Source organism: Pseudomonas sp. P8_229, from assembly GCF_034008635.1.
GTDB lineage: Bacteria > Pseudomonadota > Gammaproteobacteria > Pseudomonadales > Pseudomonadaceae > Aquipseudomonas.
In genome coordinates this window covers 5,469,575-5,492,546 of record NZ_CP125378.1, presented here as the reverse complement: position 1 = coordinate 5,492,546, position 22,972 = coordinate 5,469,575, and the positions used below count along the sequence as shown (strand labels likewise).

General features: G+C 59.6%; 23 protein-coding genes and 1 pseudogene. 13 read left to right on the top strand and 11 right to left on the bottom strand.

Annotated elements, in window-relative coordinates:
• Positions 1–3: 3 nt before the first annotated feature.
• Positions 4–1,173, bottom strand: coding sequence for a DUF1624 domain-containing protein (locus QMK55_RS24755; RefSeq protein ID WP_320330146.1), 1,170 nt, complete (start codon positions 1,171–1,173; stop codon positions 4–6).
• Between the two features lie 214 nt (positions 1,174–1,387).
• Here QMK55_RS24755 and QMK55_RS24750 point away from each other — a divergent pair, with 214 nt between their 5' ends.
• Both QMK55_RS24750 and QMK55_RS24745 read left to right on the top strand, forming a co-directional pair.
• The gene (locus QMK55_RS24750; RefSeq protein ID WP_102357277.1) at positions 1,388–1,984 is read left to right on the top strand and encodes a paraquat-inducible protein A; all 597 of its coding nucleotides are present in this window, start codon (positions 1,388–1,390) and stop codon (positions 1,982–1,984) included.
• Positions 1,981–2,670 carry a paraquat-inducible protein A gene (locus tag QMK55_RS24745; RefSeq protein WP_102357279.1) on the top strand — a complete coding sequence of 230 codons (690 nt, stop codon included), beginning with the start codon at positions 1,981–1,983 and terminating at the stop codon, positions 2,668–2,670. Before QMK55_RS24750 ends, QMK55_RS24745 begins: the two co-directional genes overlap by 4 nt.
• Here the strand turns inward: QMK55_RS24745 and QMK55_RS24740 are convergent.
• Positions 2,603–5,629, bottom strand: a complete 3,027-nt coding sequence (locus QMK55_RS24740) for an FAD-binding and (Fe-S)-binding domain-containing protein (RefSeq protein WP_320330145.1) — start codon at positions 5,627–5,629, stop codon at positions 2,603–2,605. The genes QMK55_RS24745 and QMK55_RS24740 overlap by 68 nt on opposite strands.
• 159 nt (positions 5,630–5,788) lie before the next feature.
• Between QMK55_RS24740 and QMK55_RS24735 the strand changes: the two genes are divergently transcribed.
• Positions 5,789–6,673: a LysR substrate-binding domain-containing protein gene (locus QMK55_RS24735; protein ID WP_102357283.1), complete on the top strand. Its 885-nt coding sequence runs from the start codon at positions 5,789–5,791 to the stop codon at positions 6,671–6,673.
• Positions 6,674–7,361: 688 nt separating this feature from the next.
• Here QMK55_RS24735 and QMK55_RS24730 read toward each other — a convergent pair.
• Positions 7,362–7,697: a hypothetical protein gene (locus tag QMK55_RS24730; protein ID WP_102357285.1), complete on the bottom strand. Its 336-nt coding sequence runs from the start codon at positions 7,695–7,697 to the stop codon at positions 7,362–7,364.
• A 185-nt stretch (positions 7,698–7,882) separates the two neighbouring features.
• Between QMK55_RS24730 and QMK55_RS24725 the strand changes: the two genes are divergently transcribed.
• Entirely contained in the window at positions 7,883–8,122 is a 240-nt protein-coding gene (locus tag QMK55_RS24725; RefSeq protein WP_095136471.1) for a hypothetical protein, read from the top strand.
• A gap of 60 nt (positions 8,123–8,182) precedes the next feature.
• On the opposite strand, the gene QMK55_RS24720 is transcribed toward QMK55_RS24725, so the two are convergent.
• Positions 8,183–8,380: a DUF2188 domain-containing protein gene (locus QMK55_RS24720; RefSeq protein WP_102357287.1), complete on the bottom strand. Its 198-nt coding sequence runs from the start codon at positions 8,378–8,380 to the stop codon at positions 8,183–8,185.
• Between the two features lie 223 nt (positions 8,381–8,603).
• On the opposite strand from QMK55_RS24720, the gene QMK55_RS24715 reads away from it, so the two are divergent.
• Positions 8,604–8,966, top strand: coding sequence for an NUDIX hydrolase (locus QMK55_RS24715; RefSeq protein ID WP_102357289.1), 363 nt, complete (start codon positions 8,604–8,606; stop codon positions 8,964–8,966).
• A gap of 4 nt (positions 8,967–8,970) precedes the next feature.
• Here QMK55_RS24715 and QMK55_RS24710 read toward each other — a convergent pair whose 3' ends face one another.
• From QMK55_RS24710 to QMK55_RS24700, 3 genes are all read right to left on the bottom strand, one after another.
• Entirely contained in the window at positions 8,971–9,213 is a 243-nt protein-coding gene (locus QMK55_RS24710) for a DUF1652 domain-containing protein (RefSeq protein ID WP_102357291.1), read from the bottom strand.
• 109 nt (positions 9,214–9,322) lie between these two features.
• Positions 9,323–10,222 carry a polysaccharide deacetylase family protein gene (locus QMK55_RS24705; protein WP_102357292.1) on the bottom strand — a complete coding sequence of 300 codons (900 nt, stop codon included), beginning with the start codon at positions 10,220–10,222 and terminating at the stop codon, positions 9,323–9,325.
• Positions 10,223–10,353: 131 nt separating this feature from the next.
• Entirely contained in the window at positions 10,354–11,301 is a 948-nt protein-coding gene (locus QMK55_RS24700) for an ABC transporter substrate-binding protein (RefSeq protein ID WP_320330143.1), read from the bottom strand.
• Positions 11,302–11,592: 291 nt separating this feature from the next.
• Here QMK55_RS24700 and QMK55_RS24695 point away from each other — a divergent pair, with 291 nt between their 5' ends.
• Positions 11,593–12,579 (top strand): aliphatic sulfonate ABC transporter substrate-binding protein, encoded by a 987-nt coding sequence (locus QMK55_RS24695; protein WP_102357296.1) that lies wholly within the window; start codon positions 11,593–11,595, stop codon positions 12,577–12,579.
• A 60-nt stretch (positions 12,580–12,639) separates the two neighbouring features.
• Positions 12,640–13,482 carry an ABC transporter permease gene (locus QMK55_RS24690; protein ID WP_102357298.1) on the top strand — a complete coding sequence of 281 codons (843 nt, stop codon included), beginning with the start codon at positions 12,640–12,642 and terminating at the stop codon, positions 13,480–13,482.
• 3 nt (positions 13,483–13,485) lie between these two features.
• Here QMK55_RS24690 and QMK55_RS24685 read toward each other — a convergent pair.
• A pseudogene (locus tag QMK55_RS24685) lies at positions 13,486–13,641 on the bottom strand (FKBP-type peptidyl-prolyl cis-trans isomerase); the annotation flags it as partial.
• 382 nt (positions 13,642–14,023) lie between these two features.
• Here QMK55_RS24685 and QMK55_RS24680 point away from each other — a divergent pair.
• Both QMK55_RS24680 and QMK55_RS24675 read left to right on the top strand, forming a co-directional pair.
• The gene (locus QMK55_RS24680; protein ID WP_320330142.1) at positions 14,024–15,364 is read left to right on the top strand and encodes an S-type pyocin domain-containing protein; all 1,341 of its coding nucleotides are present in this window, start codon (positions 14,024–14,026) and stop codon (positions 15,362–15,364) included.
• Positions 15,364–15,615: a bacteriocin immunity protein gene (locus QMK55_RS24675; protein WP_320330141.1), complete on the top strand. Its 252-nt coding sequence runs from the start codon at positions 15,364–15,366 to the stop codon at positions 15,613–15,615. The genes QMK55_RS24680 and QMK55_RS24675 overlap by 1 nt, the downstream gene beginning before the upstream one ends.
• Positions 15,616–15,629: 14 nt before the next feature.
• Here the strand turns inward: QMK55_RS24675 and QMK55_RS24670 are convergent, their stop codons facing one another.
• Together QMK55_RS24670 and QMK55_RS24665 are read right to left on the bottom strand one after the other, a co-directional pair.
• The gene (locus tag QMK55_RS24670) at positions 15,630–16,079 is read right to left on the bottom strand and encodes a hypothetical protein (protein ID WP_320330140.1); all 450 of its coding nucleotides are present in this window, start codon (positions 16,077–16,079) and stop codon (positions 15,630–15,632) included.
• A 165-nt stretch (positions 16,080–16,244) separates the two neighbouring features.
• Positions 16,245–16,583 (bottom strand): FKBP-type peptidyl-prolyl cis-trans isomerase, encoded by a 339-nt coding sequence (locus QMK55_RS24665; RefSeq protein ID WP_102357299.1) that lies wholly within the window; start codon positions 16,581–16,583, stop codon positions 16,245–16,247.
• A 163-nt stretch (positions 16,584–16,746) separates the two neighbouring features.
• Between QMK55_RS24665 and QMK55_RS24660 the strand changes: the two genes are divergently transcribed.
• The gene (locus QMK55_RS24660) at positions 16,747–17,826 is read left to right on the top strand and encodes a sensor domain-containing diguanylate cyclase (protein WP_320330139.1); all 1,080 of its coding nucleotides are present in this window, start codon (positions 16,747–16,749) and stop codon (positions 17,824–17,826) included.
• Positions 17,827–17,835: 9 nt separating this feature from the next.
• Here QMK55_RS24660 and QMK55_RS24655 read toward each other — a convergent pair whose 3' ends face one another.
• Positions 17,836–18,144 carry an RcnB family protein gene (locus tag QMK55_RS24655; RefSeq protein WP_102357303.1) on the bottom strand — a complete coding sequence of 103 codons (309 nt, stop codon included), beginning with the start codon at positions 18,142–18,144 and terminating at the stop codon, positions 17,836–17,838.
• Between the two features lie 211 nt (positions 18,145–18,355).
• On the opposite strand from QMK55_RS24655, the gene QMK55_RS24650 reads away from it, so the two are divergent.
• From QMK55_RS24650 to QMK55_RS24640, 3 genes are all read left to right on the top strand, one after another.
• Positions 18,356–18,952 (top strand): LemA family protein, encoded by a 597-nt coding sequence (locus tag QMK55_RS24650; RefSeq protein WP_102357304.1) that lies wholly within the window; start codon positions 18,356–18,358, stop codon positions 18,950–18,952.
• A 22-nt stretch (positions 18,953–18,974) separates the two neighbouring features.
• Positions 18,975–20,945 (top strand): M48 family metallopeptidase, encoded by a 1,971-nt coding sequence (locus QMK55_RS24645; protein ID WP_102357306.1) that lies wholly within the window; start codon positions 18,975–18,977, stop codon positions 20,943–20,945.
• Between the two features lie 723 nt (positions 20,946–21,668).
• Complete coding sequence (locus QMK55_RS24640; protein ID WP_102358886.1) at positions 21,669–22,961, top strand: MFS transporter; 1,293 nt, start codon at positions 21,669–21,671, stop codon at positions 22,959–22,961.
• Positions 22,962–22,972 lie beyond the last annotated feature (11 nt).

Here is a 22,972-nt window from a genome sequence, read left to right as displayed (position 1 = left end):
GGCTTACAGATATTTCAGCCAGGCGATGTCGCGACGCCGCGATTTCAGCGCGGAAAACCAGCGCACCGCCGGGTACAGCGCCAGCGCCAACAGCACCGATACCAGCCATATCGCCGCTACTGAATCGAAGCCGAAATAGCTACCGTGGTTAAGGCCGAACAGCCCCACGATGATCAGATACAGCACCTTCAGCACATACAGGTGCAGCAGATAGAAAAACATCGGCGCCGAACCGAAAACGCACAACCAGCGAATCCAGCGACGTGCCTGCCCCCGTTCAAACACCCGCAACAGCAGCAGTCCCACACTCAACGTCAGGGTGATGAACAGCAGCGATGGTGGGTACTTGGTGATGTTGAAAAAGGACATCAGCGTTTGCACGGTCGTGTCGTGCAACGCCCAAGGCTTATCGCCGTAACCGTTGAGCAGCCGCAGCCCCACAAAACCCAGCAGACCGCCGACACCCCCCAGCAACAGACACTGCTGACGAATCCCCGCATCGGCCACGCGGGCGAACCACGGGCCCAGCGCATAACCCAAGCCGATCACACCGATCCACGGTAACAGCGGATACGAGGTGCGTAAGCGCAAGCTGTCACCGGCCTCGATCCAGCCGCGGTCATGCAGGATCGCCCACGGCACATGCAGTGCCGACTCCGGCGCGAAATGCAGCCCATCGAGCAGGTTATGCCCGGCAATGATCGCCAGGCTCAGCGTCAGCAATAGCCAGCGCGGCAGCCAGACCAGCAGCGACAACGCGATCATGCTCAGGCCAATCGCCCAGATTACCTGCAGATAGATCGCGCTCGGCGGCAACTGAAACGTCCACGCGAAGTTCACCAAGGTGAATTCCAGCACCACCAGAAACAGCCCGCGCTTGAATAGAAAGGCACTCACGTCGGTCTTGCCCGCGTACTTCTCGCCAAACAGCCACGCGGACAGCCCGGTTAGAAACACGAACACCGGCGCGCACAGATGCGCCAGCGTCCGGCTGAAAAACAACGCCGGCTCGGTGTTGGCAATGTCCATCGGGTCGCCGACCTGACGGTGCAGGAGAAACGTCTCACGCACATGGTCCAGCAGCATGAACAGGATCACCAGACCTCTTAACGCATCAATGGACAGCAGGCGACCGGTCGGCGCCGGGGGGGTGCGAGCAAACGCAATCGTCATGGACATTTCGCCATCGAAAGGATGAGCTGGAGTGGGTGCAACTGCACGCCACCCGGAAAAATTCGCGTTACTCTATAACATTATCGATCGAAGCCCAAGCCAAACGCTACTGGTTCTCAAAAATGAAGCTTGCGCCGTCATTTGCCCAATCACGTCAGGCTTCTATAGTGATCAAGCGCCCTCCGCCCTTTGCGCCTGCTGTCGAGCGTTGTCCATGACCCAGACCGAACACCTGATCATCTGCGAGCACTGCGATTGCGTGTACGAAAAAGTCGTGCTCGGCAAACACCAGAAAACCTCCTGCGTGCGTTGCGGTGGCGTGCTGCAGCGCTATAACGGCCTGACCATCGAGCAGCGCCTGGCCCTGAGCTTCACCGCAGCCATGCTGTGGCTGTTCGCCAACTTCTACCCGGTGATGAGCATCAGCATGAAGGGCCTGAAGAACAGCGCGACGCTGTGGGACTCGGTGCTGGCGTTGAGTCAGGGGCCGATCACGTTCATGGCGATGGTCGCGGCGATTTCAATCATCATCGCCCCGGCGTTTCAGCTGGTGCTGTTGATCTGGGTCCTGAGTTTCGCCCTGTCCTCGCGACGCGCGCCGGGGTTCAGGTTGTGCATGCGCTGGCTGGAAACCCTGCGTCCGTGGAGCATGCTTGAAGTGTGTCTGCTGGGGGCGATGGTGGCAGTGTTCAAACTGGCCGGGCTGCTCGACGTGCTGCCGGGCATCGGCCTGTTCGCCCTGGCCGTGTTGAGCCTGATGATGATCCGCATCGCCGGCCGCGACGTTCGTGATTTGTGGGACATTCTATGAAGCGACCACCGACCGCCAGCGAACTCAACCTGTGCCTGTGCCACAGCTGCGGACTGGCCTGCGACATGACCGACGAGCCGCACGAATGCCCGCGCTGCGAGGCACCGTTGCATCGGCGCAAGACCAACTCCCTGACCCGCACCTGGGCCTACATGTTCGCTGCGCTGGCGTTTTACGTGCCAGCCAATCTGCTGCCGGTGATGAACACCGTGATGCTCGGCAATGGCGCCGACAGCACGATCATGAGCGGCGTGCTGGAGTTCTGGGAAGGTGGTGCGTGGGACATCGCCCTGATCATCTTTATCGCCAGTATTGCGGTGCCGGGGATCAAGTTCGTCGCCCTGACGCTGCTGCTGATCACCGTGCAGCGCAACAGTGGCTGGGCGCGCCGTGAGCGCTCGAAGCTGTTCCGTTTCGTCGAGCTGATCGGCTATTGGTCGATGCTCGACGTGCTGGTGGTCGCGCTGGTCGCGGCGCTGGTGAAGTTCCAGGCGCTGGGCGATATCGAACCACGACCGGGCATTCTGTTCTTCGGCCTGGTCGTGGTGTTCACCATGCTCTCGGCGATGAGTTTCGATCCACGGTTGATCTGGGACAACGCTCCGGACGATGAACCGCTCAGCGACGTACCACCTCAAGCAACACCTGCAACGGATGGCGCAACGCCCGATCCGACTGGCGCTTGACCTGACTGCGGCACGAATAACCGGTGGCCAGCGCCTCACCACGTTCGGCCGGCGCCTCAACCTGCCTGGCCCAGGATTGCTCGTAGATCACCGCCGAGGTTTCGCGATTGCGCGCCTCGTGGCCATAAGTGCCGGACATGCCACAGCAACCGGTGGCCTGCGTCGCCAGTTTCAACCCGACCCGTTCGAACACCTGTTCCCACTGCCGCGTGGCGGCCGGTGCGTTGGTTTTTTCGGTGCAGTGCGCCAGCAGGCGGAATGGCTGGGCCGCGTCGGTACCGGTCTGCTCTGGCATCACCTTGAGCAGCCATTCCTGAACCAGCGCGACTTCCGGGCATTCCTGCAGGCCGGGTACTTTCAGGTATTCCTGGCGATAGACCAGGGTCATCGCCGGGTCCAGCCCCACCAACGGCACGCCGACATCCGCCAGCTCACGCAGTTGCTGCGCATTGCGCAACGCCGCGCGGTTGAACGCCGATAGGAAGCCCTGCACATGCAGCGGCTTGCCATTGGCACTGAACGGCGCCAGATGCACCTGATAGCCCAGCCGCGAAATCAGCTCCAGCAGATCCGCCAGCAGCGGCGCCTCGAAGTAACGGGTGAACGCGTCCTGCACCAGCACCACACTGCGCTCGCGTTGCGCCGGGGTCAGCGCCGACAGTTTGGCAACCGTCGCCGGCTGCACATTCCAGCGCCGCAACGCCGCGTGGAAATCAAAGCGACTGAGCAGCGGCACATCGACCATGCCGCCGAGGCGCTCCAGCAACTTGCGGACAACCGAGGCGCCCATCAAACCGTTGTACAGCGCCGGAATCCGCGCCATGTACGGGATGCTGTACTCCAACGACGCGATCAGATAATCCCGCGCCGGGCGCAGATAACGAGTGTGATACAGCTCGAGAAAGCGCGAACGGAACTCCGGCACATTGACCTTGACCGGGCACTGGCCCGCGCAGGATTTGCACGCCAGGCAACCGGCCATGGCGTCGTAGACCTCATGGGAAAAGTCAGCGCCCTGGCTGCGACTGTTGCGCCAGCGCATCCACAAGTTGCTGAAAAAACCCGGACGACGGATCGCATCGGACAGCACATCCACGCCCGCCTCGCCCTGCAATCGTAGCCATTCGCGGATCAGCGATGCGCGGCCCTTGGGCGATTGCGCACGCTCGCGAGTGGCCTTCCACGACGGGCACATGGCGTCATCAGGATCGAAGTTGTAGCAGGCGCCGTTGCCGTTGCAATGCAGGGCCGCGCCGTAGCTTTGCCAGACTTTCTCGTCGATCTGCCGATCCAGTTCGCCACGCAGGGTCACCTCGTCGATCTTCAACAGCGTCGCGCCGCTGTTGGCCGGGGTGGCGATCTTGCCCGGGTTGAACTGGTTGAACGGGTCGAACGCGGCTTTCAATGCTTGCAGCGCCGGGTACAGCTCGCCGAAAAACGCCGGCGCGTATTCCGAACGCAAGCCTTTGCCGTGCTCGCCCCACAACAGGCCGCCGTAGCGCTGGGTCAGCGCTGCCACGCCATCGGACACCGGGCGCACCAGCGCCGCTTGCTGCGGGTCTTTCATGTCGAGAATCGGCCGTACATGCAACACGCCGGCATCGACATGGCCGAACATGCCGTACTGCAAATCGTGGCTGTCGAGCAGCTCGCGCAGCTCGGCGATGTACTCGGCCAGGTGCTGCGGCGGCACCGCCGTGTCTTCGACAAACGGCTGCGGCCGCGCTTCACCGGCGACATTGCCGAGCAGGCCCACCGCCCGTTTGCGCATGCCATACACCTTGTTCACCGCCGCCTGCCCGACCGCCAGCGTATGGCCCAGGCGTTCAACCGTGGCGTCGCTGCTCAAGTGTTCGAGGAAGGCTAGGACCCGGCGCTGCAGATCGTCAGGATCATCACCGCAGAACTCCACCAGGTTGATCCCCAGCGTCGGCCGTTCAGCGCTTTGCGGGAAGTATTCGGCGACGCCGTGCCAGACGATGTCCTGCATCGCCAGCAACAATACTTTCGAGTCGACGGTTTCAATCGACAGCGGCTTGAGCGCCATCAGCGCCCGGGCATCACGCAATGCGTCCATGAACCCGGCGTAGCGGATGTTCACCAGCATGGTGTGTTTGGGGATCGGCAGTACGTTGAGCCTGGCCTCGACCACAAACCCCAGCGAGCCTTCGGCGCCGCACAGCACGCTGTTGAGGTTGAAGCGATTGTCGGCCTCGCGCAGGTGCGCCAGGTCGTAGCCGGTCAGGCAGCGGTTGAGATCCGGAAAGCGTTGTTTGATCAGTTCGCCCTGCTCATCGATGATCTGCCGCGCGCAACGGTAGACTTCGCCGACCCGGTCTTCGCGGGCGCACAGCGCTGCCAGATCATCTTCTGCCAGTGCGGCACCGTGCAGGCGCTCGCCGCCGTGCAGGATCATGTCGAGTTCCAGCACGTGGTCACGGGTCTTGCCGTAGGTGCAACTGCCCTGACCGCTGGCGTCGGTGTTGATCATGCCGCCGACGGTGGCACGGTTGGAGGTCGACAGCTCCGGAGCGAAGAACAGCCCGGCGGACTTCAGCGCGGCGTTGAGCTGATCCTTGACCACCCCGGCCTGCACTCGCACCCAGCGCTGCTCGACGTTGATTTCCAGAATACGGTTCATGTGCCGCGACAGGTCGACAACGATGCCATCGGTCAGCGACTGGCCGTTGGTGCCGGTGCCGCCGCCACGCGGGGTGATCACCACTTTCTGGTAAGCCGGCTCGGCGATCAGTCGAGCGACCCGCGCCACATCCTCGGCGTCCATCGGAAACACCGCCGCTTGCGGCAGGCGCTGGTAGATCGAGTTATCCGTGGCGAGTACCACGCGGCTGGCGTAATCGGCACTGATTTCACCGCGAAAACCGCTGGCTTTCAGGGCGTTGAGGAACTGCTGGTAATCGGCGGTCAATGCGGTGGCGGGCGACAGCTGGGCAATCATCGGTCAGGAAATCTCGGTCAAAATCGGGCCGTGTGGCGGTGAACAGTTGTGCGCAACGAATGATTGCGTCACGCTCCCGCCATCTCATGGTGCTTATGTTCATTGCTTGACGCCGTCGGGACAAGCGTAAAATCGACCCACAATCCATGACTAAAACGAATGAATCCGCGAACCCTCACCCCTTCCATGTCGTTGTTGCTGGCCTTCGAGGCCGCCGCACGCCATGAAAGCTACACCCGTGCCGCCCACGAACTGTCGCTGACGCAAAGCGCGGTCAGCCGTCAGGTGCAGATTCTGGAAAAGATGCTCGGCATGCGCCTGTTCAGCCGCGAAGGCCGGCAAGTGGTGCTGACCGATGTCGGGCGCATGTATCAGCGCGAACTGGCCGAAGCCCTCGGGCAGATCCGCAGCGCGACCTTGCAGGCCATGGCGTTTGGTTCGGGCATTCACAGCCTGCGCCTGGCGACGCTGCCAACGTTTGGCTCGAAATGGCTACTGCCACGGCTCAAGGATTTCTACACCGCACACCCGGGAATGACCGTGCACTTGCATTCGCGGATCGAAGCGATCGACTTCGACACCAGCGAGATCGACGCGGCGATCTGTGTGGGTGGTGGTGAATGGCCGGGGCTGAGCGCCCTGCCGCTGCACACCGAAGAACTGGTGGTGATCGCCAGTGCGCAGTTGTCGGCAGCCGAACGTCTGGACGCTGAACAGCAGATTGCCGGACAACTGCTGCTCAATGTCAGCAGCAATGCCCAGGCCTGGGCTGAATGGTTCACTCATCACGGCCTGCCGCACCGCAGCATGCGCATCGGGCCGAGCTTTGAAATGACCTCGCACTTGATTCAGGCGGTTCGGGCCAATATCGGCGTGGGGCTGGTACCGCGGATTCTGGTTGAGGATGAATTGCTAAACGGCGAGCTGCTGCAACTGGGGAAACCGATCACCAGTCGGCGCAGCTATTACCTGGTGTATCCGCCGCGTAATGAGGCGTTGCCGTCGCTGAAGGCGTTTCGGGATTGGTTGGTGGACACGCTGTGATCGGTGCCCCCGCACATGCAAAACATAACGAAACGCCGCTCGATGAGCGGCGTTCAGTCAATCCCTGTACTGGCGCTTTAGCGGAGGCGGCGCACTCGGCCCTTTAACGAGGGGCTTGGCTAGCAGTTTGCCGTCCGGGCCATAAAAGAGGCGTCTGACGCTGGGCGGCATGGGAGTAGGCTCTTTTGCGCTCATGTTGAAACCTCTTCGATAGAACTGAATTCGACCCACTGAACTTTCGAGGAATCTATCACTAATAGTTCGGCGCCAAAAGGCAGCGCCACGCCATCCTCCCCCAGCCAGCCTGGATTGAGCATGATGAACTGTCCCTCCAGAGGTCCGGAAGGCCACTCGACGGGCCAGCCAAACAATCGCCTTTCATCCGTCAAATGCAGAGTTACCAGCCGATTGTGGCGGACAAATGTGCTGTACCACTCGCTGGGATAAGAGTTTTTATTCGTTGCAGTTCTACTTCGTAACCATTTGTGCGGTACGCCAGCCGCTAAACCTGTGCATCCTGCAAAATCAGATCCGCGCCCTTGTCCGCCACCATCGGCACCGCCGCATGGCAGCATCCAGATGACGGGGGCTACAGACTGAGCAACCCCCGCAAAACGCAAAAAAAAGCAGAAACCGTTGCTCCGGTTTCTGCTTTTTTGTAGCTGGCTTTGGTCACTGAAGCCGTGCGTTACAGGCAGTCACGCACCGATTTGCGCAACGACCCGGACTTGGCCCACGGCGGTCCCTGATACAGGGAGACACGGCTGCCGTCCTTGTATTTGATGACGTCGAGAATCTCGTCAGCAGTGACGATGCTCGGTGCAGTGATGCGATAGCCGTTGGAAATCGAAGTCTGCGTGGTCTTCGGAATGTCCTGCTGCCACAACGGCAACAAGCACGCGGCATAGTCTTTAGGCGCCTTGGTGCTGGTCTTGCTGAGATTCGGTTCACCCGGTACCAGCGACGCCGGCAATGAGCAACCTGCCAGCAATGCCAACGCCAAACTCCCGATCCATATCCGCATGGTGTTTCCCTGATCTGAAAAAAAGCGAATGTACCGTGTAACTGGGTGCACATCCATCGTGGCACCGCGTCAACGGGGCATTTGGACAAATATTTACATCCATTCAGCCCAGTGGCAGACGAGCTGTGCATCATCGACCCAAAATGCGGCTACTCTTTTCTACCGAGAATGTTCCGGAGGTGATCATGCGGCTCAATGAATACGAACACGAACTTCAGCGCGACCTGCAGGCTGTTGCATCGGATCTGAGATGGTCAGCGGTCGACCTCAAACGCATTGCCGAACAACTGCGCAAGAGCGGCAATGAAGCGGATGCCCAAGCCGTGCTCAGGTCCTGCGAGGTGCTGCAAAGCGATGAAGAGCGGCTGCAGCTATATGCCAAAGAAGTGAAGACGCGCTCCATCAGTCGAACCAAAGTTCACTGACAACACCCGCCCCTCAACAAAAGCCCCGGCAATCACCGGGGCTCTTTCGTTACATTGACTTCAACTTGCGGTGTGACTTCGCGCCCGCGCCGAGCGTTGTTTGTAACCCGGCAACGCGGCGGCGTAAGCCAGCGCCTCTTCTCTGCTACCAAACGACGCAAGCCGGTCGCCCTGGGTACAAACCCGCCATGGGCCATTGTTTACGCTGAGTACGTCGTAGCCGTTCATGTGCATCTTGTTCAGTACAGGAATGCTCATGGGCACCTCCTTTTCTGCCAGCGATGGATTCAGCCTTACCTTTTTACCTTACACCCTGCTGCCAGCGGTGTGCCGACCGGGTGTCGCGAGAGCGATGCGCCAAGGTGCTGGCACTTTCTGTTCGATCCGACGCTCAAAACCCCGACGGAACCTTTAATCCGTGGGCCGGCTCGAATATTGCAGTTTTATTTCATTTTTGTGACATGCCGCAAAAAGGTAACAGATGAAAGTACGCGCCACCGTCATTTGCGAGCAGGATCGACACGTTCTCCTGGTGCGAAAACCCAGATGCCGCTGGACATTGCCCGGCGGCAAGGTCGAGCCCGGAGAAACCAAAGTCGGGGCGGCAACGCGCGAGCTGCAGGAAGAAACCGCACTGGCTGCCGAGCAGATGTTGTACTTGATGGAGTTGCAGAGCGGCAGCACCCAGCATCATGTCTACGAGGCCTCGGTGCCGGACCTTGAGCAATTGCGCCCGCAAAACGAGATCACCGAATGCATCTGGCATCCGCTGGATGCCGTGCAGAATCTGCCCACCAGCGACGCAACGCTGCGCATCGTGCAGGCATTTCAGCGGCGTTTGTGAGGTTTCAACCGGCGAACGCTCGGCGTCCGGCGCTCATTTCCGTGCGCAATTCGCCGATGAAGTTGGAAATATCGCGGATCGTCACCAGGTGTTCCGGCGACACACCATTGAGCAACAACTCGACCCGTCCGGAGTCTGGTTCGTAAACCTTGATCCGCAACAGTCCTTGCTCCACTTGGGTGCATTCGCACTCAAGTGGCGGAAAGCCGGATTCGACTATCCGGCAAATGTCGGCAATGGCTAGCATGGGCGCACGCCTCGCAGGCGATGAGTCGGTCGACCCGTTGAGCATAGATGAGCCTGCGCCGACCTGCTGTCCCGGCAACTGCCAACCCGATCACACTTCTGACGCAGTCTCAGTGCGCGTCATGGTCCCAGACCCAGTTCCACATTCCCGGTAGCTGCACCGGCTCCGAACTTTGCTGAACCGTGCGTGCCAGCGCTGCCTTCTCCAGCGCCGCGTGATCATCGTAAAACGGTTTGTCCGCCAGCCTCACGCCAGTGGCTGCGGCACTGTCGAGGAGGATTTGCAGGTATTCGCGGGTATGTCGCGCGGTATAGCGGTTGAGGTCATGAAAGGTCACCACCACCGGAATCACCCCGTCCACGGTGGGAAATTCGCCGAGGGCAATCCGTTCGCGGACTTCCGATAGCTGCCGCAGCATGTTCGCCCGCCGCCTGGGGCTGGCGTTGAAGCCCCAGATCTTGCCGTCGTTGGCGCTCAGATCGGTCAATAACACGTGCAGACCGTGCTGCTGATAGGCGGCGAACGTGCGTTTGTCGTAATTCCAGAACGGCGGCCGCAGCAGGACCGGTGCAGCCCCGGTGATCGCGGCGATATCCGCCGTGCCGTTGGTCAATGACTGCTCCAGTTCCTGTGGGTCGAGCAAGCGATGATTGGTGTGCCAATGGGTGGCGGTGTGGAACCCCAGGATGTGTCCTTCGGCGTGCTCGCGACGCATGATGCCGCGCCCGATCTCACTGTTGCCGGCCCGGGGCGCACGGGTCTGGACGAAGAACACCGCCTTGATGTCCGGTTGCACCGGGTTGGTCTTGAGGCTGTCGAGCACCGTCGCCGACGGGTTCCAGAAGCTCGAAGCGCTCGGGCCGTCATCAAACGTCAGCAGAAACCGCACCGGGGCCTGGGCCTTGAGGCGGGTTGCGGTTTGCGCGGTCATCTCGATGGGCGCCGCAATGCAGCCGGCCAGCCCAAGCGCGATGGCCGCTGCACAGAGAAGGTTGAACGCGTATTTCATGTTTTGCCTTGCACCTGACCATTGCGGTCCTGTTGTCGTCTGGCAAAACTCCCTCGCCCTGATCCATCCCTGCGCCCGACTTCGCGAGCCAGGTTTGGATAGGGTACACAGGGTTTGGTTCCGGCGCTCGCTCAGTCAGCCAGTGCCTGTTGAAACGAGGTATCGATGATCCCGGCAGTGGCCAGCGGCGACGGCAATGCCTTGACCTTGAACAGGAAATCCGCAGTGCTTTGCAGGTCGGCTGCGGCCTGTTGATCCACCGGGCCGATCGTCATGTGCGCCTGACGCAACCAGTGCCGCGACACCTGCTGATCGAGGTTGGCCTTCTTCGCCCACACGTCAGCGTACTCGTCGGTATGGCTGTCGACCCAGACCCGAGCCTGCTTCAAACGCCGGAGAAAATCGGCGATTGCTTCGCGTTTGCTGTCGATTGACGGCGCCGACGCCGCAATGGCGCTGAGGCCCGGCATCAGGTTTTTCGCGGTGAGGATCGGCCGCGCGCCAGAAAATACGATTTGTTGGGAGATGTACGGTTCCCACACCGGGAACGCGTCGATGCTGCCCTGTGGCAACGCAGCCGCCGCATCGATCGGCATCAACTTGACGAAGTCGACGTAATTTTCCGGCAGACCGCCCTGCTCCAGCGCCCGCAAGGTCAATTGTTGGCTCCAGGCCCCGGGCCAGTAAGCGACCTTCTTGTCCTTCAGATCGGCGATGGTTTTCACCGGTGAATCTTTCGGCACCAGCAGCGCGATGGTGTCCGGGTTCTGCCGCGACACACCGATCAATTTCACCGGTGCCTGTTTGGCGGCGAGAAACAGGAAACCGGAATCCCCGAGAAAGCCCAGATCCAGCGACCCGGTCTGCAACGCCTCGGCCAATGGTGCCGCAGCCTGGAAATGCTTCCAGTCGACGCGGTAAGGCGCGTCTTTCAATACACCGGAGGCTTCTATCGAGGCGCGGATGTTGTAGTAGTTCTGATCACCGACGTGCAGAACCAAGGGCTCAGCGGCGTAGGAAAATGGTGCGGCGAACAGTCCAGCAATCAATGTGGTGCGGAGGAATCGGAAGCGCTTCATGGCGGGTCCTGCAATGGGATTTTGCATAGACCATAACGCTCTTGATTGAGCACTTTTAAATTCGATTAATGCATAAGCTCAGCACCCTGAATACTCACTGTTCGCTGCGCAACAGTGCCTTGGCACACTGTTGTTCCGGCAACAGTTTCACACCGTGAAATCTGCTCCAACTCCCGTAAACACGGGCTTCGGCGCACATGGCACAGAGCCTGCAATATTCCATTCATGCAGGAAGCATTCGATAAAAATATCTTTTTTGACATAAAAACAGTGCCTTTGCCGGAGCGCCCCATGACATCGTTCTTACCGCTTTCCCGACTCAAAACGCTGCTGGTCGCCAGCGCCATGGCACTGAGCCTGCAACCGCTGGCCCACGCTGCAGAAACCGCGCCCGCCGAGGTTCATCTGGATTACGCCTACTACTCACCCGTGAGCCTGGTGCTCAAGCATTTCGGCTTCCTCGAAAAAGCCCTGCCGCAGACCACAGTCAGTTGGGTGCTCAGCCAGGGCAGTAACCGTTCGCTGGAATATCTGAACAGCGGCGGCGTCGATTTCGCCTCCAGCGCCAGCCTCGCCGCCGTGCTGAGCCGCGCCAACGGCAGCCCGATCAAATCGGTCTATGTCTACAGCCGCGCCGAATGGACCGCATTGGTGGTGCGCAAGGATTCGCCGTACCAGAGTGTCGCCGACCTCAAGGGCAAGAAAATCGCCGCCACCAAAGGCACCGATCCTTATCTGTTCACCCTGCGCAGCCTGCAACAGGCCGGGCTGAAAAAAGACGACGTGGAACTGGTCCACCTGCAACACCCGGACGGCCGCACCGCGCTGGAAAAGGGTGACGTCGATGCATGGGCCGGCCTTGACCCGCACATGGCCGCCAGCCAGGTGCAGGCCGGTTCGCGCCTGCTGTACCGCAACCCGGCGTTCAACAGTTATGGCGTGGTCAGCGTCACCGAGCAGTACGCCAAGGAACATCCGCAGACCATCGACACCGTGATCAAAGCCTACGAGCAGGCGCGGGAATGGGCGTTGAAAAACCCCGACGAGTTCGCCGCCCTGCTCGCCAAAGAGTCCGGCCTGCCGCTGGACGTGGCCAAACTGCAGCTGTCGCGCACTGACCTGAGCAACCCGCAGCTGACCGCCAACGACGTGCAGGCATCCAAGGCGGCGGCGCCGATTCTGGTCTCCGAGGAATTGGTACGGCGTGGAGTGAATGTCGATCAAGTCATCGATCAGTTGCTCGACAGTGGCGTGCAGCAAGCCGTCGCCCGCCAGTAATCGAACAGACTTCCCGCGACCCCGTGCCCGACGCGGATTCGCGGTGAGCGGAGCCCACGTATGACCACTCGCAGTAACGAACTGCCCGCGCCTCGGAGCTTGTCGAGGCCGCGCCCTATCCCCTTCAACCCAACGTGGCGACGGCGCTTGAAAGGTCTGGCCCTGCCGCTGCTGATCGTGGTCGCACTCGAGTTCATCGTGCGCATCGGCTGGCTGCCGTCCTACCAGATGCCCGCCCCCAGCGAGATCGCCCTGACCCTCACCGACCTCGCCGAAGGGGCCTTGTGGAAACACATCGGCGCCAGCCTGATTCGCGTATTGCTCGGGTTTGCGATTGGCGCCAGCCTGGCGCTGGTGTTTGCCGCCTGGGTCGGCCTGAGCCGCGAGGCCGAGGCGTATCTGGAACCGACGTTCGCCGCCCTGCGCTCGATTCCGAGTCTGGCCTGGGTGCCGCTGTTGCTGCTGTGGCTGGGCATCGATGAAACGTCGAAAATCGTGCTGATCGCCATCGGTGCGTTCTTTCCGGTGTACGTCAACGTGGTCGCGGCAATTCGCAACATCGATCGCAAACTGGTGGAGGTCGGGCACATCTATGGCTTCAGCCGCTGGCAATTGGTTCGGCGGATTCTGTTGCCCGCCGCCCTCCCCGGCCTGTTCACCGGGTTGCGCAGCGGCATGAGCCTGGCATGGATGTTTCTGGTGGCCGCCGAGCTGATCGCTGCGACCAAGGGCCTGGGTTATCTGCTCAGCGACGGACGTGAAACTTCGCGGCCGGACATCGTGCTGGCGGCAATCATCGTGCTCGCCCTGCTCGGCAAACTCAGCGACGGATTGCTTGCGCTGCTGGAGCGCCGCTGGCTGGCCTGGCGCGACACGTTCACCGGCCAAGAGGCGAAGGCGTGATCCTCAATCCTCCCGCGTCAAAACCTCCAGCAACTCGATCTCGAACAGCAGATTCGAATTCGGCGGGATCTTGCCCATTGTCCGCTCGCCATAACCCAGATGCGCCGGCACCAGCAGCTTGCGCTTGCCGCCCACCTGCATGCCCATGAGTCCCTGATCGCAAGTATTTTGTAAGTAACACAGATTCTCAGCCCTCCCCTAGCGATTCCTGCTCAAGGAAGCGCTCCCGGCCCAGTGGGGTGAGATCTGCATATTGAAGACCGTAAGAACCACGAGCGGGGCGAACAAGTCCAACTCTTGCAAGGTGGTCTAAGGCATTCTGTGTGACTCCGACTACCAGCCCTGCTCCATCGTCAACCTAGCCAGTAGCCACCATTCAAAGCCCCGCACCAAGCGTTTATCCTTCGCGTCTCAGCAACGACACGGAACTGTCAGTATGGTTTTTTGGGATTTGTCCTACAGTCATGCGTGCGTTTCCCGCTAACGTCGATGCGGTCCCAGCTATGGCCGGAATTCCCCAAGGACGAACAAGGAAGCTCATGTGAGCGGATACGTACCAAACCCGCCGAAGGGCTATCGCAATAGCGGCGTTGAGCCTGTCGATATCCACGCCCAGCGTTGGGCTGAATACAAAGACCTCCCCTCCAAAGAAGACGCCAAACCAGACAGCTTGGGCTGCGTGTTCGCCAAGAGCTGCGATCTTCCAGACGGTGTGATCGACCACAAGCAACCAGCCGGGTTTATCCCCGTTGAAACGATCGGTAATTTTGGCGAGCTTGCCATTCTCGGCGGAAGTGAGACAGACGCACAGGGAAACATTCCCCTAAAGAAAATCAGTGGTAATGCGCTACCCACTGCACTGGGAACGCTCCTGTTGGGCGCAGGTGCTGCAACTGCTGGCGTGTCATGTGGTGGCCTGTGTACTGCCGGGGCTGCTGTTGCTGGTGGTAGTGCTACAACGGGTGTAGGTGCTGCCACCGGGGCTACTACTGGCGCACTTACGACAGGTGTAGTCGCCGGGTTCTTCGGAGGAATAGTCGCAATGCTGTGGCCTTCCAGTTTGGGCGATGGCAGCCTGTACACAGAAGAACAGCTTCAATCCCTCAAACAAGGACGCACCCGTGTGCGATTGCATGTCGAGCAGCAGGCCGATGGCACCTTAAAAGGATACGGGTACAACACACAGAGCCGCACTGACTGGGAGATGATTCCGGTGGTGCAATTCGTTGAGCAAGCCTCTCAGCAGGTGGCAGACTTTGGCGATGGTGTAACCCTGATATGGACGCCAGCCGTTGACCCGTCCAGCACATCAGGAATCCCACCGTTAGAGGGTGCACCTCAAGTCCCGCAGATCTGGGTTTATCCGCCGTCCGAAAAAGCGGATAGCATCATCGTCAACCCGATCTACCCGCCCGAATACAAAGACTTCATTCTGGTATTCCCTGCTGACTCGGGAGTGCAGCCGCTTTACATCGTGATGAACGTCCGTCGAAAGCCAGGCACTGTTACAGGCCAAGGGCAGGACGTAGTAGGAATCTGGCTTGCAGGCACTGGTGTGGGGCTTGGCGTGCCTGTTCCCTCACAGATCGCAGACCAACTGAGGGGACGGGAATTCAAGGACTTCGACACTTTCCGACAAACCTTCTGGGAGTTTGTAGCCAAAGACCCAGAGCTAAGTCAGCAATTCAACGAACGTAATCTCAAAGGCATGCTAAATGGTCTGGCACCTGTTACACCGAGGGCCGGACATGCAGGAAAGCGAATCGCATTCGAGCTGCACCACATCGAACTAATCAAGGATGGTGGTGCGGTATACGATACCGACAACATCAATGTCGTCACCCCAAGACGCCATATCGACATTCACCGAGGAGTTGAGTAATGGAATTGAAGAGCCAGTTGGCTGACTACACCGAACAGGAATTCAAGTCGTTGATTCAGGCGATTGAAGACGCCAAGACCGAGGATGAACGGGGTGAGCTTGTCGATCACTTCAACAAGATTGTTCCCCATCCATCAGGAAGCGACTTGCTGTTCTACCCAGAGGCTGGCGAGGATGATTCAGCAGATGGCGTGACGCGCACTGTAGACAACTATTGCCATGCTAATGGACTGCCGGGCTTCAAGAGTTGACATGTAAAAACCGCTCAAACACGAACGTGATTCGTTAGGCGGGCCTCAACCTCATCACTTGCCATGATGGTTTTCAAGCCATGACGCTCGACCTCTCGCCAGAACAATACAACAGCGTGTACCAACGAGCGGAGCAGCTCAACCGGGAGCTGGATGTCGGATACTGGAAGTTTACCGAAATAGTCTTCGAGTAAAGGCCCGGGCACAGCCCAAAGGTCTTTCTGCGTCTCCCGCAATGTTCTAGCTGCACTCCCCTCGCCGTGTTGACAGACATTACCTGAAAGCATGAGTAGACCAAGCTTGTCGCTGCACAGGGGGGGGCATCCTTTGGATTGCATGACGGCGATATCTCGGATTGTTTGCAGATCCCTATGGATCGCGGAAAGGACAAACAACAAGCCAGAACCCAGGCAGCCAACCGCGAAGCCGATTAAGGCGCCCAAATATTCAAGGTTACCCTTCATGAGGAAATACCCTACGGCTGTTGCAACAAGGATTCCAATCCACGCAAAGAAAAATCGACTACCGTAATCACAATATCCTTCATTGCCGTCACTCCTGTTGTAATGGATGGAAGCATCGTGCCGTACGCTACCGCTGAGTCCAATCAAGCTCCTATCCCACCGCCCTCAATCCTCCCGCGTCAAAACCTCCAGCAACTCGATCTCGAACAGCAGATTCGAATTCGGCGGGATCTTGCCCATTGTCCGCTCGCCATAACCCAGATGCGCCGGCACCAGCAGCTTGCGCTTGCCGCCCACCTGCATGCCCATGAGTCCCTGATCCCAGCCCTTGATCACCCGGCCGGTGCCAATCACGCACTGAAAGGGTTTGCCACGGCTGTGGGAAGAATCGAACTCGCTGCCGTCTTCCAGCCAACCGGTGTAATGGGTGGTGATCAGCGCGCCTTTGACGGCGGCCTTGCCCTCGCCCACCTGGAGATCAATTACCTGCAGTTCATCATTCATGACATTCACTCTATTGTTCAGCTGGCGGCCGTTTTCCCAGAATTGGCGATGATTGGCAACCCGCAAACGCAGATCAACGCTGTATCCGAAGTGAGTGACGAAGCATTAACATAGCCAACCGCCATTACTTCACGGATCCTCTCGTCATGCTGGCAAAGCCCCAATGATTCAACTCTGGGTCAGCCTTGCCATTGGCATTGTCATGCTTGCCGTGATTGTCGTACTGGTTTTGCGCGAACGCGATTTGCGCCGTCAGTTGGCTGAATTCCGAGAACTGCTGACCCGCGCCGCTGAAGGCAGAAGCATCCATCAGGACAACGACGCCGAGCGTTTCAAACGCAGTCAGTACTTTGCGCGGATTGGCACCTGGGATTGGGAAGTCGACACCGATCGGCTGTACTGGTCAGACGCGATCTACGGCATGTTCGGGTTCAAGATCGGCGAGATCACGCCGTCCTATGCGCTGTTCTGTTCCTGCGTGCATCCAGACGACCGCCTACGTGTGCGCGAAGGTGAACTGCGTTGCCTGGAGACCGGCGAAAACCATGATGAGGAATACCGCGTGGTCTGGCCCGACGGCACGATTCGCTGGCTGCGCGAGACCGGCAACGTGGTGCGCAACGACCACGACGCAGTCATCAAAATGATGGGGGTAGTGCGCGACATCACCGAAGAAAAAGCCTCGGCCAGTTATCTCCAACACCTCGCCCACTACGACCCGCTGACCGGTTTACCCAATCGCCTGGTGCTGGAAGAACGCTTGTCCGAAGCACTGGATCAGGCGCGACAAACCAATACCCGAGTGGCGCTGGTGTTCGTCGACCTCAACGGCTTCAAAAACATCAACGACCACTACGGCCACGCCACCGGCGATCGTGTGCTGATCACCACCGCCACCCGCCTCAAACGCATCCTGCGCGCCACCGACACCGTCGCGCGCATCGGCGGCGATGAGTTCGTGGTGATCCTGCAAGGCCTGGCACCGAGCCTCAACCTGCAGGACGAAGCCCGCAGCATTTGCCAGAAAATCTTCATCGAACTGTCCCCGCCCATCAGCATCGGCAACGACCTGCGCCACATCGGCACCAGCCTTGGGGTGGCGGTGTTTCCCGATCATGCACCGACCATGGATCGGCTACTGCACATTGCCGATCTGGCGATGTATGAGGCCAAGCGCAGTGGGAATAATCAGTATCGGTTGGGGGGTGAGAGCCCTGCACGGCTGCATGCGCAGGGCCTTTGAGTTCGGGGATTAACGCTCGACAGGTTGCATCTCGACGATGGTGCCGTTGGTGATCATGACCATCACGTACTTGTCGTTGATTTGCACCCACTGCGCCTGTTCGACCGGTGCCTTCAAGCCTTTCTGTTTCCAGTTTTTCAAGGCTTTTTCGCTGCGCTGATAAATGTCTGGAGCACGGTCGTTGACCTTCAATTCGCGGTCGCTGGTCGGGGACTGGACGGCAGGTTCGCTTGAGGTTTGCGCCGCTTGAACAAGTGGGCTGATCCCGGCAATGCCGGCAACGAGGGCCAGGCTGGCGATTAGGGTTTTGCTGTTCATCGGTGAACCTCCTTCAGAGATGTGATACCTGAACTCCGACTGCGGAGTCGCGGAATCATTCCTTGTTTTTTGCCTGGGCTGGCCGGGGGATTGTAGTGGGCAGACAGGCCGCCTTCGCAAGCAGGCTCGCTCCCACAGGATCCGGGCTCAACCGTGTGCTTTTGCGCTAAGATGCCGCGCCTCATTCCACCGTGTGAACAAGGACATCACCGTGAACAGCACCCTCGTTATCGTTTTGGTCGTTGTCGGGCTTCTCGCCCTCTATGCCATCAAGCTCTTCAATGCCCTCGTCGCTCGACGCAACCAGATCAAAAATGCCTTCGCGCAACTCGAAGTACAACTCAAACGTCGCTACGACCTGATTCCCAATCTGGTGAGCACCGCCAAAGGTTACATGGCCCATGAGCGGGAAACCCTGGAAGCCGTGATTGCCGCACGCAACAGTGCAGTGGCGGGTCTTCAGGCGGCCCAGGCGCAGCCGGGCAATGCGCAGAACATTGCCCAACTCGGTCAGGCTGACAGCGCTTTGAGCAGTGCAATGGGCAGACTGAATGTCACTGTCGAGGCCTATCCGGATCTCAAGGCCTCGCAAAACATGCAGCAGCTGAGTGAAGAACTGAGCAGCACCGAGAACAAAGTCAGTTTCTCTCGCCAGGCCTACAACGATGCGGTGATGGCCTACAACACCCTCAAGCAGAGTTTCCCGGCAGCGTTGTTCGCGCCTTTGTTCGGCCACGGCGCTGACGCATCCCCGCTGACGTTTGCGGATAGTGCGGCCATTCAGGAAGCACCAAAGGTTTCGTTCTGACTCCCTGCCAACGGATGGCGACATGAATTTTTTTGAACAACAGCGCCAAGCGAAGCGCCGCACCGTGCTGCTTATCTTTTTGATGATCTTTGCCGTAGTCAGTCTGATCGCGGTCTCTTGCGTGCTGATGACAATTCCAGTCGAGGATGGCGACGGCAAAGTCCTGATGGATCTGGAACTGGACTGGCTGTTGGTCGCAACCGTTTCGGGAGTGATCGTCAGCATCGTACTGCTGGGCAGTCTGTCGAAATATGCAGAGCTGTCCGACGGCGGGAAAGTGATCGCACGACGCCTCGACGGTCGCCTGATCAATCACAGCGCGCAGACGCTGGAAGAACAGCGACTGCTTAACGTGGTGGAAGAAATGGCCATCGCCTCAGGCACCGCCGTCCCCTCGGTGTATTTGCTGCCGGACTTGGGCATCAACGCCTTCGCTGCCGGACTTACACCCCAGGACGCCGTCATCGGCGTAACCCAGGGTGCAATCAATCTGCTGACCCGTGAAGAGTTGCAAGGGGTGATCGCTCATGAGTTCAGCCACATCTATAACGGTGACATGCGCCTGAATACCCGACTGGTGGCCATCGTCCACGGGATTCTGGTACTCGGGCTGACGGGCAGCGTGATCTTGCGCGGCACCGAAGGTGTCCGTAAAACCCCGGCAAGTCGCAACCAGCTTGTCGGTGTGACGGTACTGATCGGTTTTGTTCTGTGCATTGCAGGTTTTGCAGGGACGTATTTCGGCAACTTGATCAAGGCCGCGATCGGCCGGCAACGGGAGTTTCTGGCTGATGCCACAGCGGTGCAATACACCCGCAACCCACAGAGCATTGCCGGAGCCCTGAAGAAAATCGGCGGCTATGAGTTGGGCGCCACCCTCAACGCCGCCCACGCCGAAGAATACAGTCATCTGTATTTCGGTTCGGGCACCTCAAGTTTCGACCTGATGGCTTCCCACCCGGACTTGAGTGAGCGCATTCGCCGGGTCGATGCACAATGGGATGGCACCTTCATCAAAATCGCGGCACCGAAAGTCGAGCCGCAGGCCCCCGCTGTGCTGCCCGTACCCGACGCCTTCAGCGGCGTGCCGGCCGCAGCCATGGCAGTGTTATATGACCTGAATGCAGTTCAGGCATCCGTTGCGGCCATCGGCGCTCCGCAGACCGAACACTTGATCGAAGCGCGGCGGGTGCTGGCAGACATTCCGCTGCCACTTAAAGCCGCCGCCCGCAATGTCGAAGGCGCCGAGGCCATCGTGTATGGCCTGCTGCTGTCACGCTCGGCTTCGCTGTTGGGTATCCAACTGGATGCACTGCAGTCGAACACCGACAGTTCGGTGTACGAGTCCTTGAAACTGTTGAGTGAACCGCTGTCGCAGCTCAATCCCGGCCTACGCCTGCCATTGCTTGATCTGGCGATTCCAAGTTTGCGCCAGCTCGACAAAAAAACCTTTGCCAAGGTCAAGCGCAACCTGAACCTGTTGATCGAGGCGGACAACGAAACCGAGCTGTTGGAGTGGACGCTGCTGCGCATCGTCGAGCGTAATGTGGAAGGTGCACCACCCGTTCAGTTCAAATTCGGCCTGTTCCAGTGCGCCGAACAACTGCTGGTTCTTTTGAACGCTCTGGCCCGCGCGGGTCAGCACAGTCAGCCCGTAGCAATGCAAGCACTGAACTTTGCCTGGGATGGCTTACCGTTCCCACAGCCGCAAGAGCTGCCTGCCGAACTGGAAGAGCTCGCGGGGCTCGAAGCCGCCATCAAACGCCTGCGCCACCTGATGCCCGAAGAGCGACCTGCCCTGCTCGATGCCATGACTCGCTGCGTGATGCATGACGGGGTGATCACCGTGGCGGAAGCTGAGTTGTTTCGTGCGGTGGCGGATCTGCTCGACTGCCCGCTGCCACCCTTTCTGGTCACAGAGCCCGACACGGGAACGAGCAAGAATGAGAGTGCAGGCGAAAGGGCCGGCACTTCCGGCATTGGCTTCGTCTGACGCAACGCCATCGCGAGCAGGCTCACTCCTACACGGTCCAGTGGTGTGAACGAGATTTGCAGTCAACCCGCAAACTTGTGGGAGCGGGCTTGCTCGCGAAGAGGCCGGCACATCCAACATTTTCATTGCCTGATACACCGCTTTCGCGAGCAGGTTCACTCCCACAGGGTCCAGTGCGGTTAACGAGATTTGCAGTCAACCCGCAAACTTGTGGGAGCGGGCTTGCTCGCGAAGAGGCCGGCACTTCCGGCATTGGCTTCGTCTGACGCAACGCCATCGCGAGCAGGCTCACTCCTACACGGTCCAGTGGTGTGAACGAGATTTGCAGTCAACCCGCAAACTTGTGGGAGCGGGCTTGCTCGCGAAGAGGTCGGCACTTCCGGCATTGGCTTCGTCTGACGCAACGCCATCGCGAGCAGGCTCACTCCTACACGGTCCAGTGGTGTGAACGAGATTTGCAGTCAACCCGCAAACTTGTGGGAGCGGGCTTGCTCGCGAAGAGGCCGGCACATCCAACATTTTCATTGCCTGATACACCGCTTTCGCGAGCAAGCTCGCTTCCACAGGTGCAGCGGTGTTTCAGAGGATTGATCCGCTTTGCGCATCAATCCATACCAACAATGCAATTAACATCCAGTTACACCTGCGCCACTATCCGCCGCAATAACAACCGTGCGCCGCTTCCACGTCGCGCACGTCATAAAAGCGGTGGAGTTCTTTTCTATGACAGCCTCAATCCCACACAGCGGCTCGCGGGCCGGCGCCATTTTCCGGGTCACCTCGGGCAACTTCCTCGAACAGTTCGACTTCTTTCTGTTCGGCTTCTACGCCACGCAGATCGCGGCGGTGTTCTTCCCGGCGAGCAGTGAGTTCGCTTCCCTGATGATGACGTTTGCCGTGTTCGGCGCAGGCTTTCTGATGCGCCCGCTGGGTGCCATCGTGCTCGGCGCCTACATCGATGATGTCGGTCGGCGTAAAGGGTTGATTGTCACCCTGTCGATCATGGCCAGTGGCACGATCCTGATTGTGCTGGTGCCCGGATACGAGACCATCGGTCTGTTCGCCCCGGCGCTGGTGTTGATCGGACGGCTGTTGCAGGGGTTCTCCGCCGGTGCGGAACTGGGCGGGGTTTCGGTGTATCTCTCGGAGATCGCCACCCCGGGCCGCAAGGGCTTTTTCACTGCCTGGCAGTCGGCCAGCCAGCAAGTGGCGATCATCGTCGCCGCTGCTTTGGGCTATGCGCTGAACGCGTGGATGGCGCCAAGCGTGGTGGCTGACTGGGGCTGGCGGATTCCGTTTTTCGTCGGCTGCCTGATCGTGCCGTTCATCTTCCTGCTGCGCCGTAACCTGGCGGAAACCGAAGAGTTCGCCGCCCGCAAACACCGCCCGAGCATAGGCGAAGTGTTCCGCACCCTCGGCCAGAACTGGGGTGTGGTACTCGGCGGGATGTTGATGGTCGCGCTGACCACCACCGCGTTTTACCTGATCACCGTATACGCACCGACCTTCGGCAAAACCGTGCTGCACCTGAGCACCTCCGACGCGCTGCTGGTGACGCTGCTGGTGGGTGTGTCGAACTTCTTCTGGCTGCCGATTGGCGGCATGTTGTCCGACCGTATCGGCCGGCGTCCGGTGCTGATCACCATGTCGCTGCTGGCCCTGGCCACCACGTATCCGGCGCTGTCGTACCTGGTGCAGGCGCCAAGCTTCAGCCACATGTTGCTGTCGCTGTTGTGGCTCTCGTTCATCTACGGCATGTACAACGGCGCGATGATTCCGGCGCTGACCGAGATCATGCCGGTGGAAGTGCGGGTGGCCGGTTTCTCCCTCGCTTACAGCCTGGCGACCGCGATTTTCGGTGGCTTCACCCCGGCGATGTCGACCTTCCTGATCCAGTACACCAGTGACAAGGCCGCGCCCGGTTACTGGATGAGCGTCGGCGCGCTGTGTGCGTTGTGCGCCACGCTGTACCTCTATCGCCGCGCAGGCGGCCGTTTGCAACCGGTCGCCGCGTAAGGAGCAATCAC

Bases quoted from the DNA above. Each gene is read 5' to 3' on its own strand.
- QMK55_RS24755 (WP_320330146.1), bottom strand. From the start codon at position 1,173: ATGACGATTGCGTTTGCTCGCACCCCCCCGGCGCCGACCGGTCGCCTG.
- QMK55_RS24750 (WP_102357277.1), top strand. From the start codon at position 1,388: ATGACCCAGACCGAACACCTGATCATCTGCGAGCACTGCGATTGCGTG.
- QMK55_RS24745 (WP_102357279.1), top strand. From the start codon at position 1,981: ATGAAGCGACCACCGACCGCCAGCGAACTCAACCTGTGCCTGTGCCAC.
- QMK55_RS24740 (WP_320330145.1), bottom strand. From the start codon at position 5,629: ATGATTGCCCAGCTGTCGCCCGCCACCGCATTGACCGCCGATTACCAG.
- QMK55_RS24735 (WP_102357283.1), top strand. From the start codon at position 5,789: ATGAATCCGCGAACCCTCACCCCTTCCATGTCGTTGTTGCTGGCCTTC.
- QMK55_RS24730 (WP_102357285.1), bottom strand. From the start codon at position 7,697: ATGCGGATATGGATCGGGAGTTTGGCGTTGGCATTGCTGGCAGGTTGC.
- QMK55_RS24725 (WP_095136471.1), top strand. From the start codon at position 7,883: ATGCGGCTCAATGAATACGAACACGAACTTCAGCGCGACCTGCAGGCT.
- QMK55_RS24720 (WP_102357287.1), bottom strand. From the start codon at position 8,380: ATGAGCATTCCTGTACTGAACAAGATGCACATGAACGGCTACGACGTA.
- QMK55_RS24715 (WP_102357289.1), top strand. From the start codon at position 8,604: ATGAAAGTACGCGCCACCGTCATTTGCGAGCAGGATCGACACGTTCTC.
- QMK55_RS24710 (WP_102357291.1), bottom strand. From the start codon at position 9,213: ATGCTAGCCATTGCCGACATTTGCCGGATAGTCGAATCCGGCTTTCCG.
- QMK55_RS24705 (WP_102357292.1), bottom strand. From the start codon at position 10,222: ATGAAATACGCGTTCAACCTTCTCTGTGCAGCGGCCATCGCGCTTGGG.
- QMK55_RS24700 (WP_320330143.1), bottom strand. From the start codon at position 11,301: ATGAAGCGCTTCCGATTCCTCCGCACCACATTGATTGCTGGACTGTTC.
- QMK55_RS24695 (WP_102357296.1), top strand. From the start codon at position 11,593: ATGACATCGTTCTTACCGCTTTCCCGACTCAAAACGCTGCTGGTCGCC.
- QMK55_RS24690 (WP_102357298.1), top strand. From the start codon at position 12,640: ATGACCACTCGCAGTAACGAACTGCCCGCGCCTCGGAGCTTGTCGAGG.
- QMK55_RS24675 (WP_320330141.1), top strand. From the start codon at position 15,364: ATGGAATTGAAGAGCCAGTTGGCTGACTACACCGAACAGGAATTCAAG.
- QMK55_RS24670 (WP_320330140.1), bottom strand. From the start codon at position 16,079: ATGAAGGGTAACCTTGAATATTTGGGCGCCTTAATCGGCTTCGCGGTT.
- QMK55_RS24665 (WP_102357299.1), bottom strand. From the start codon at position 16,583: ATGAATGATGAACTGCAGGTAATTGATCTCCAGGTGGGCGAGGGCAAG.
- QMK55_RS24660 (WP_320330139.1), top strand. From the start codon at position 16,747: ATGATTCAACTCTGGGTCAGCCTTGCCATTGGCATTGTCATGCTTGCC.
- QMK55_RS24655 (WP_102357303.1), bottom strand. From the start codon at position 18,144: ATGAACAGCAAAACCCTAATCGCCAGCCTGGCCCTCGTTGCCGGCATT.
- QMK55_RS24645 (WP_102357306.1), top strand. From the start codon at position 18,975: ATGAATTTTTTTGAACAACAGCGCCAAGCGAAGCGCCGCACCGTGCTG.
- QMK55_RS24640 (WP_102358886.1), top strand. From the start codon at position 21,669: ATGACAGCCTCAATCCCACACAGCGGCTCGCGGGCCGGCGCCATTTTC.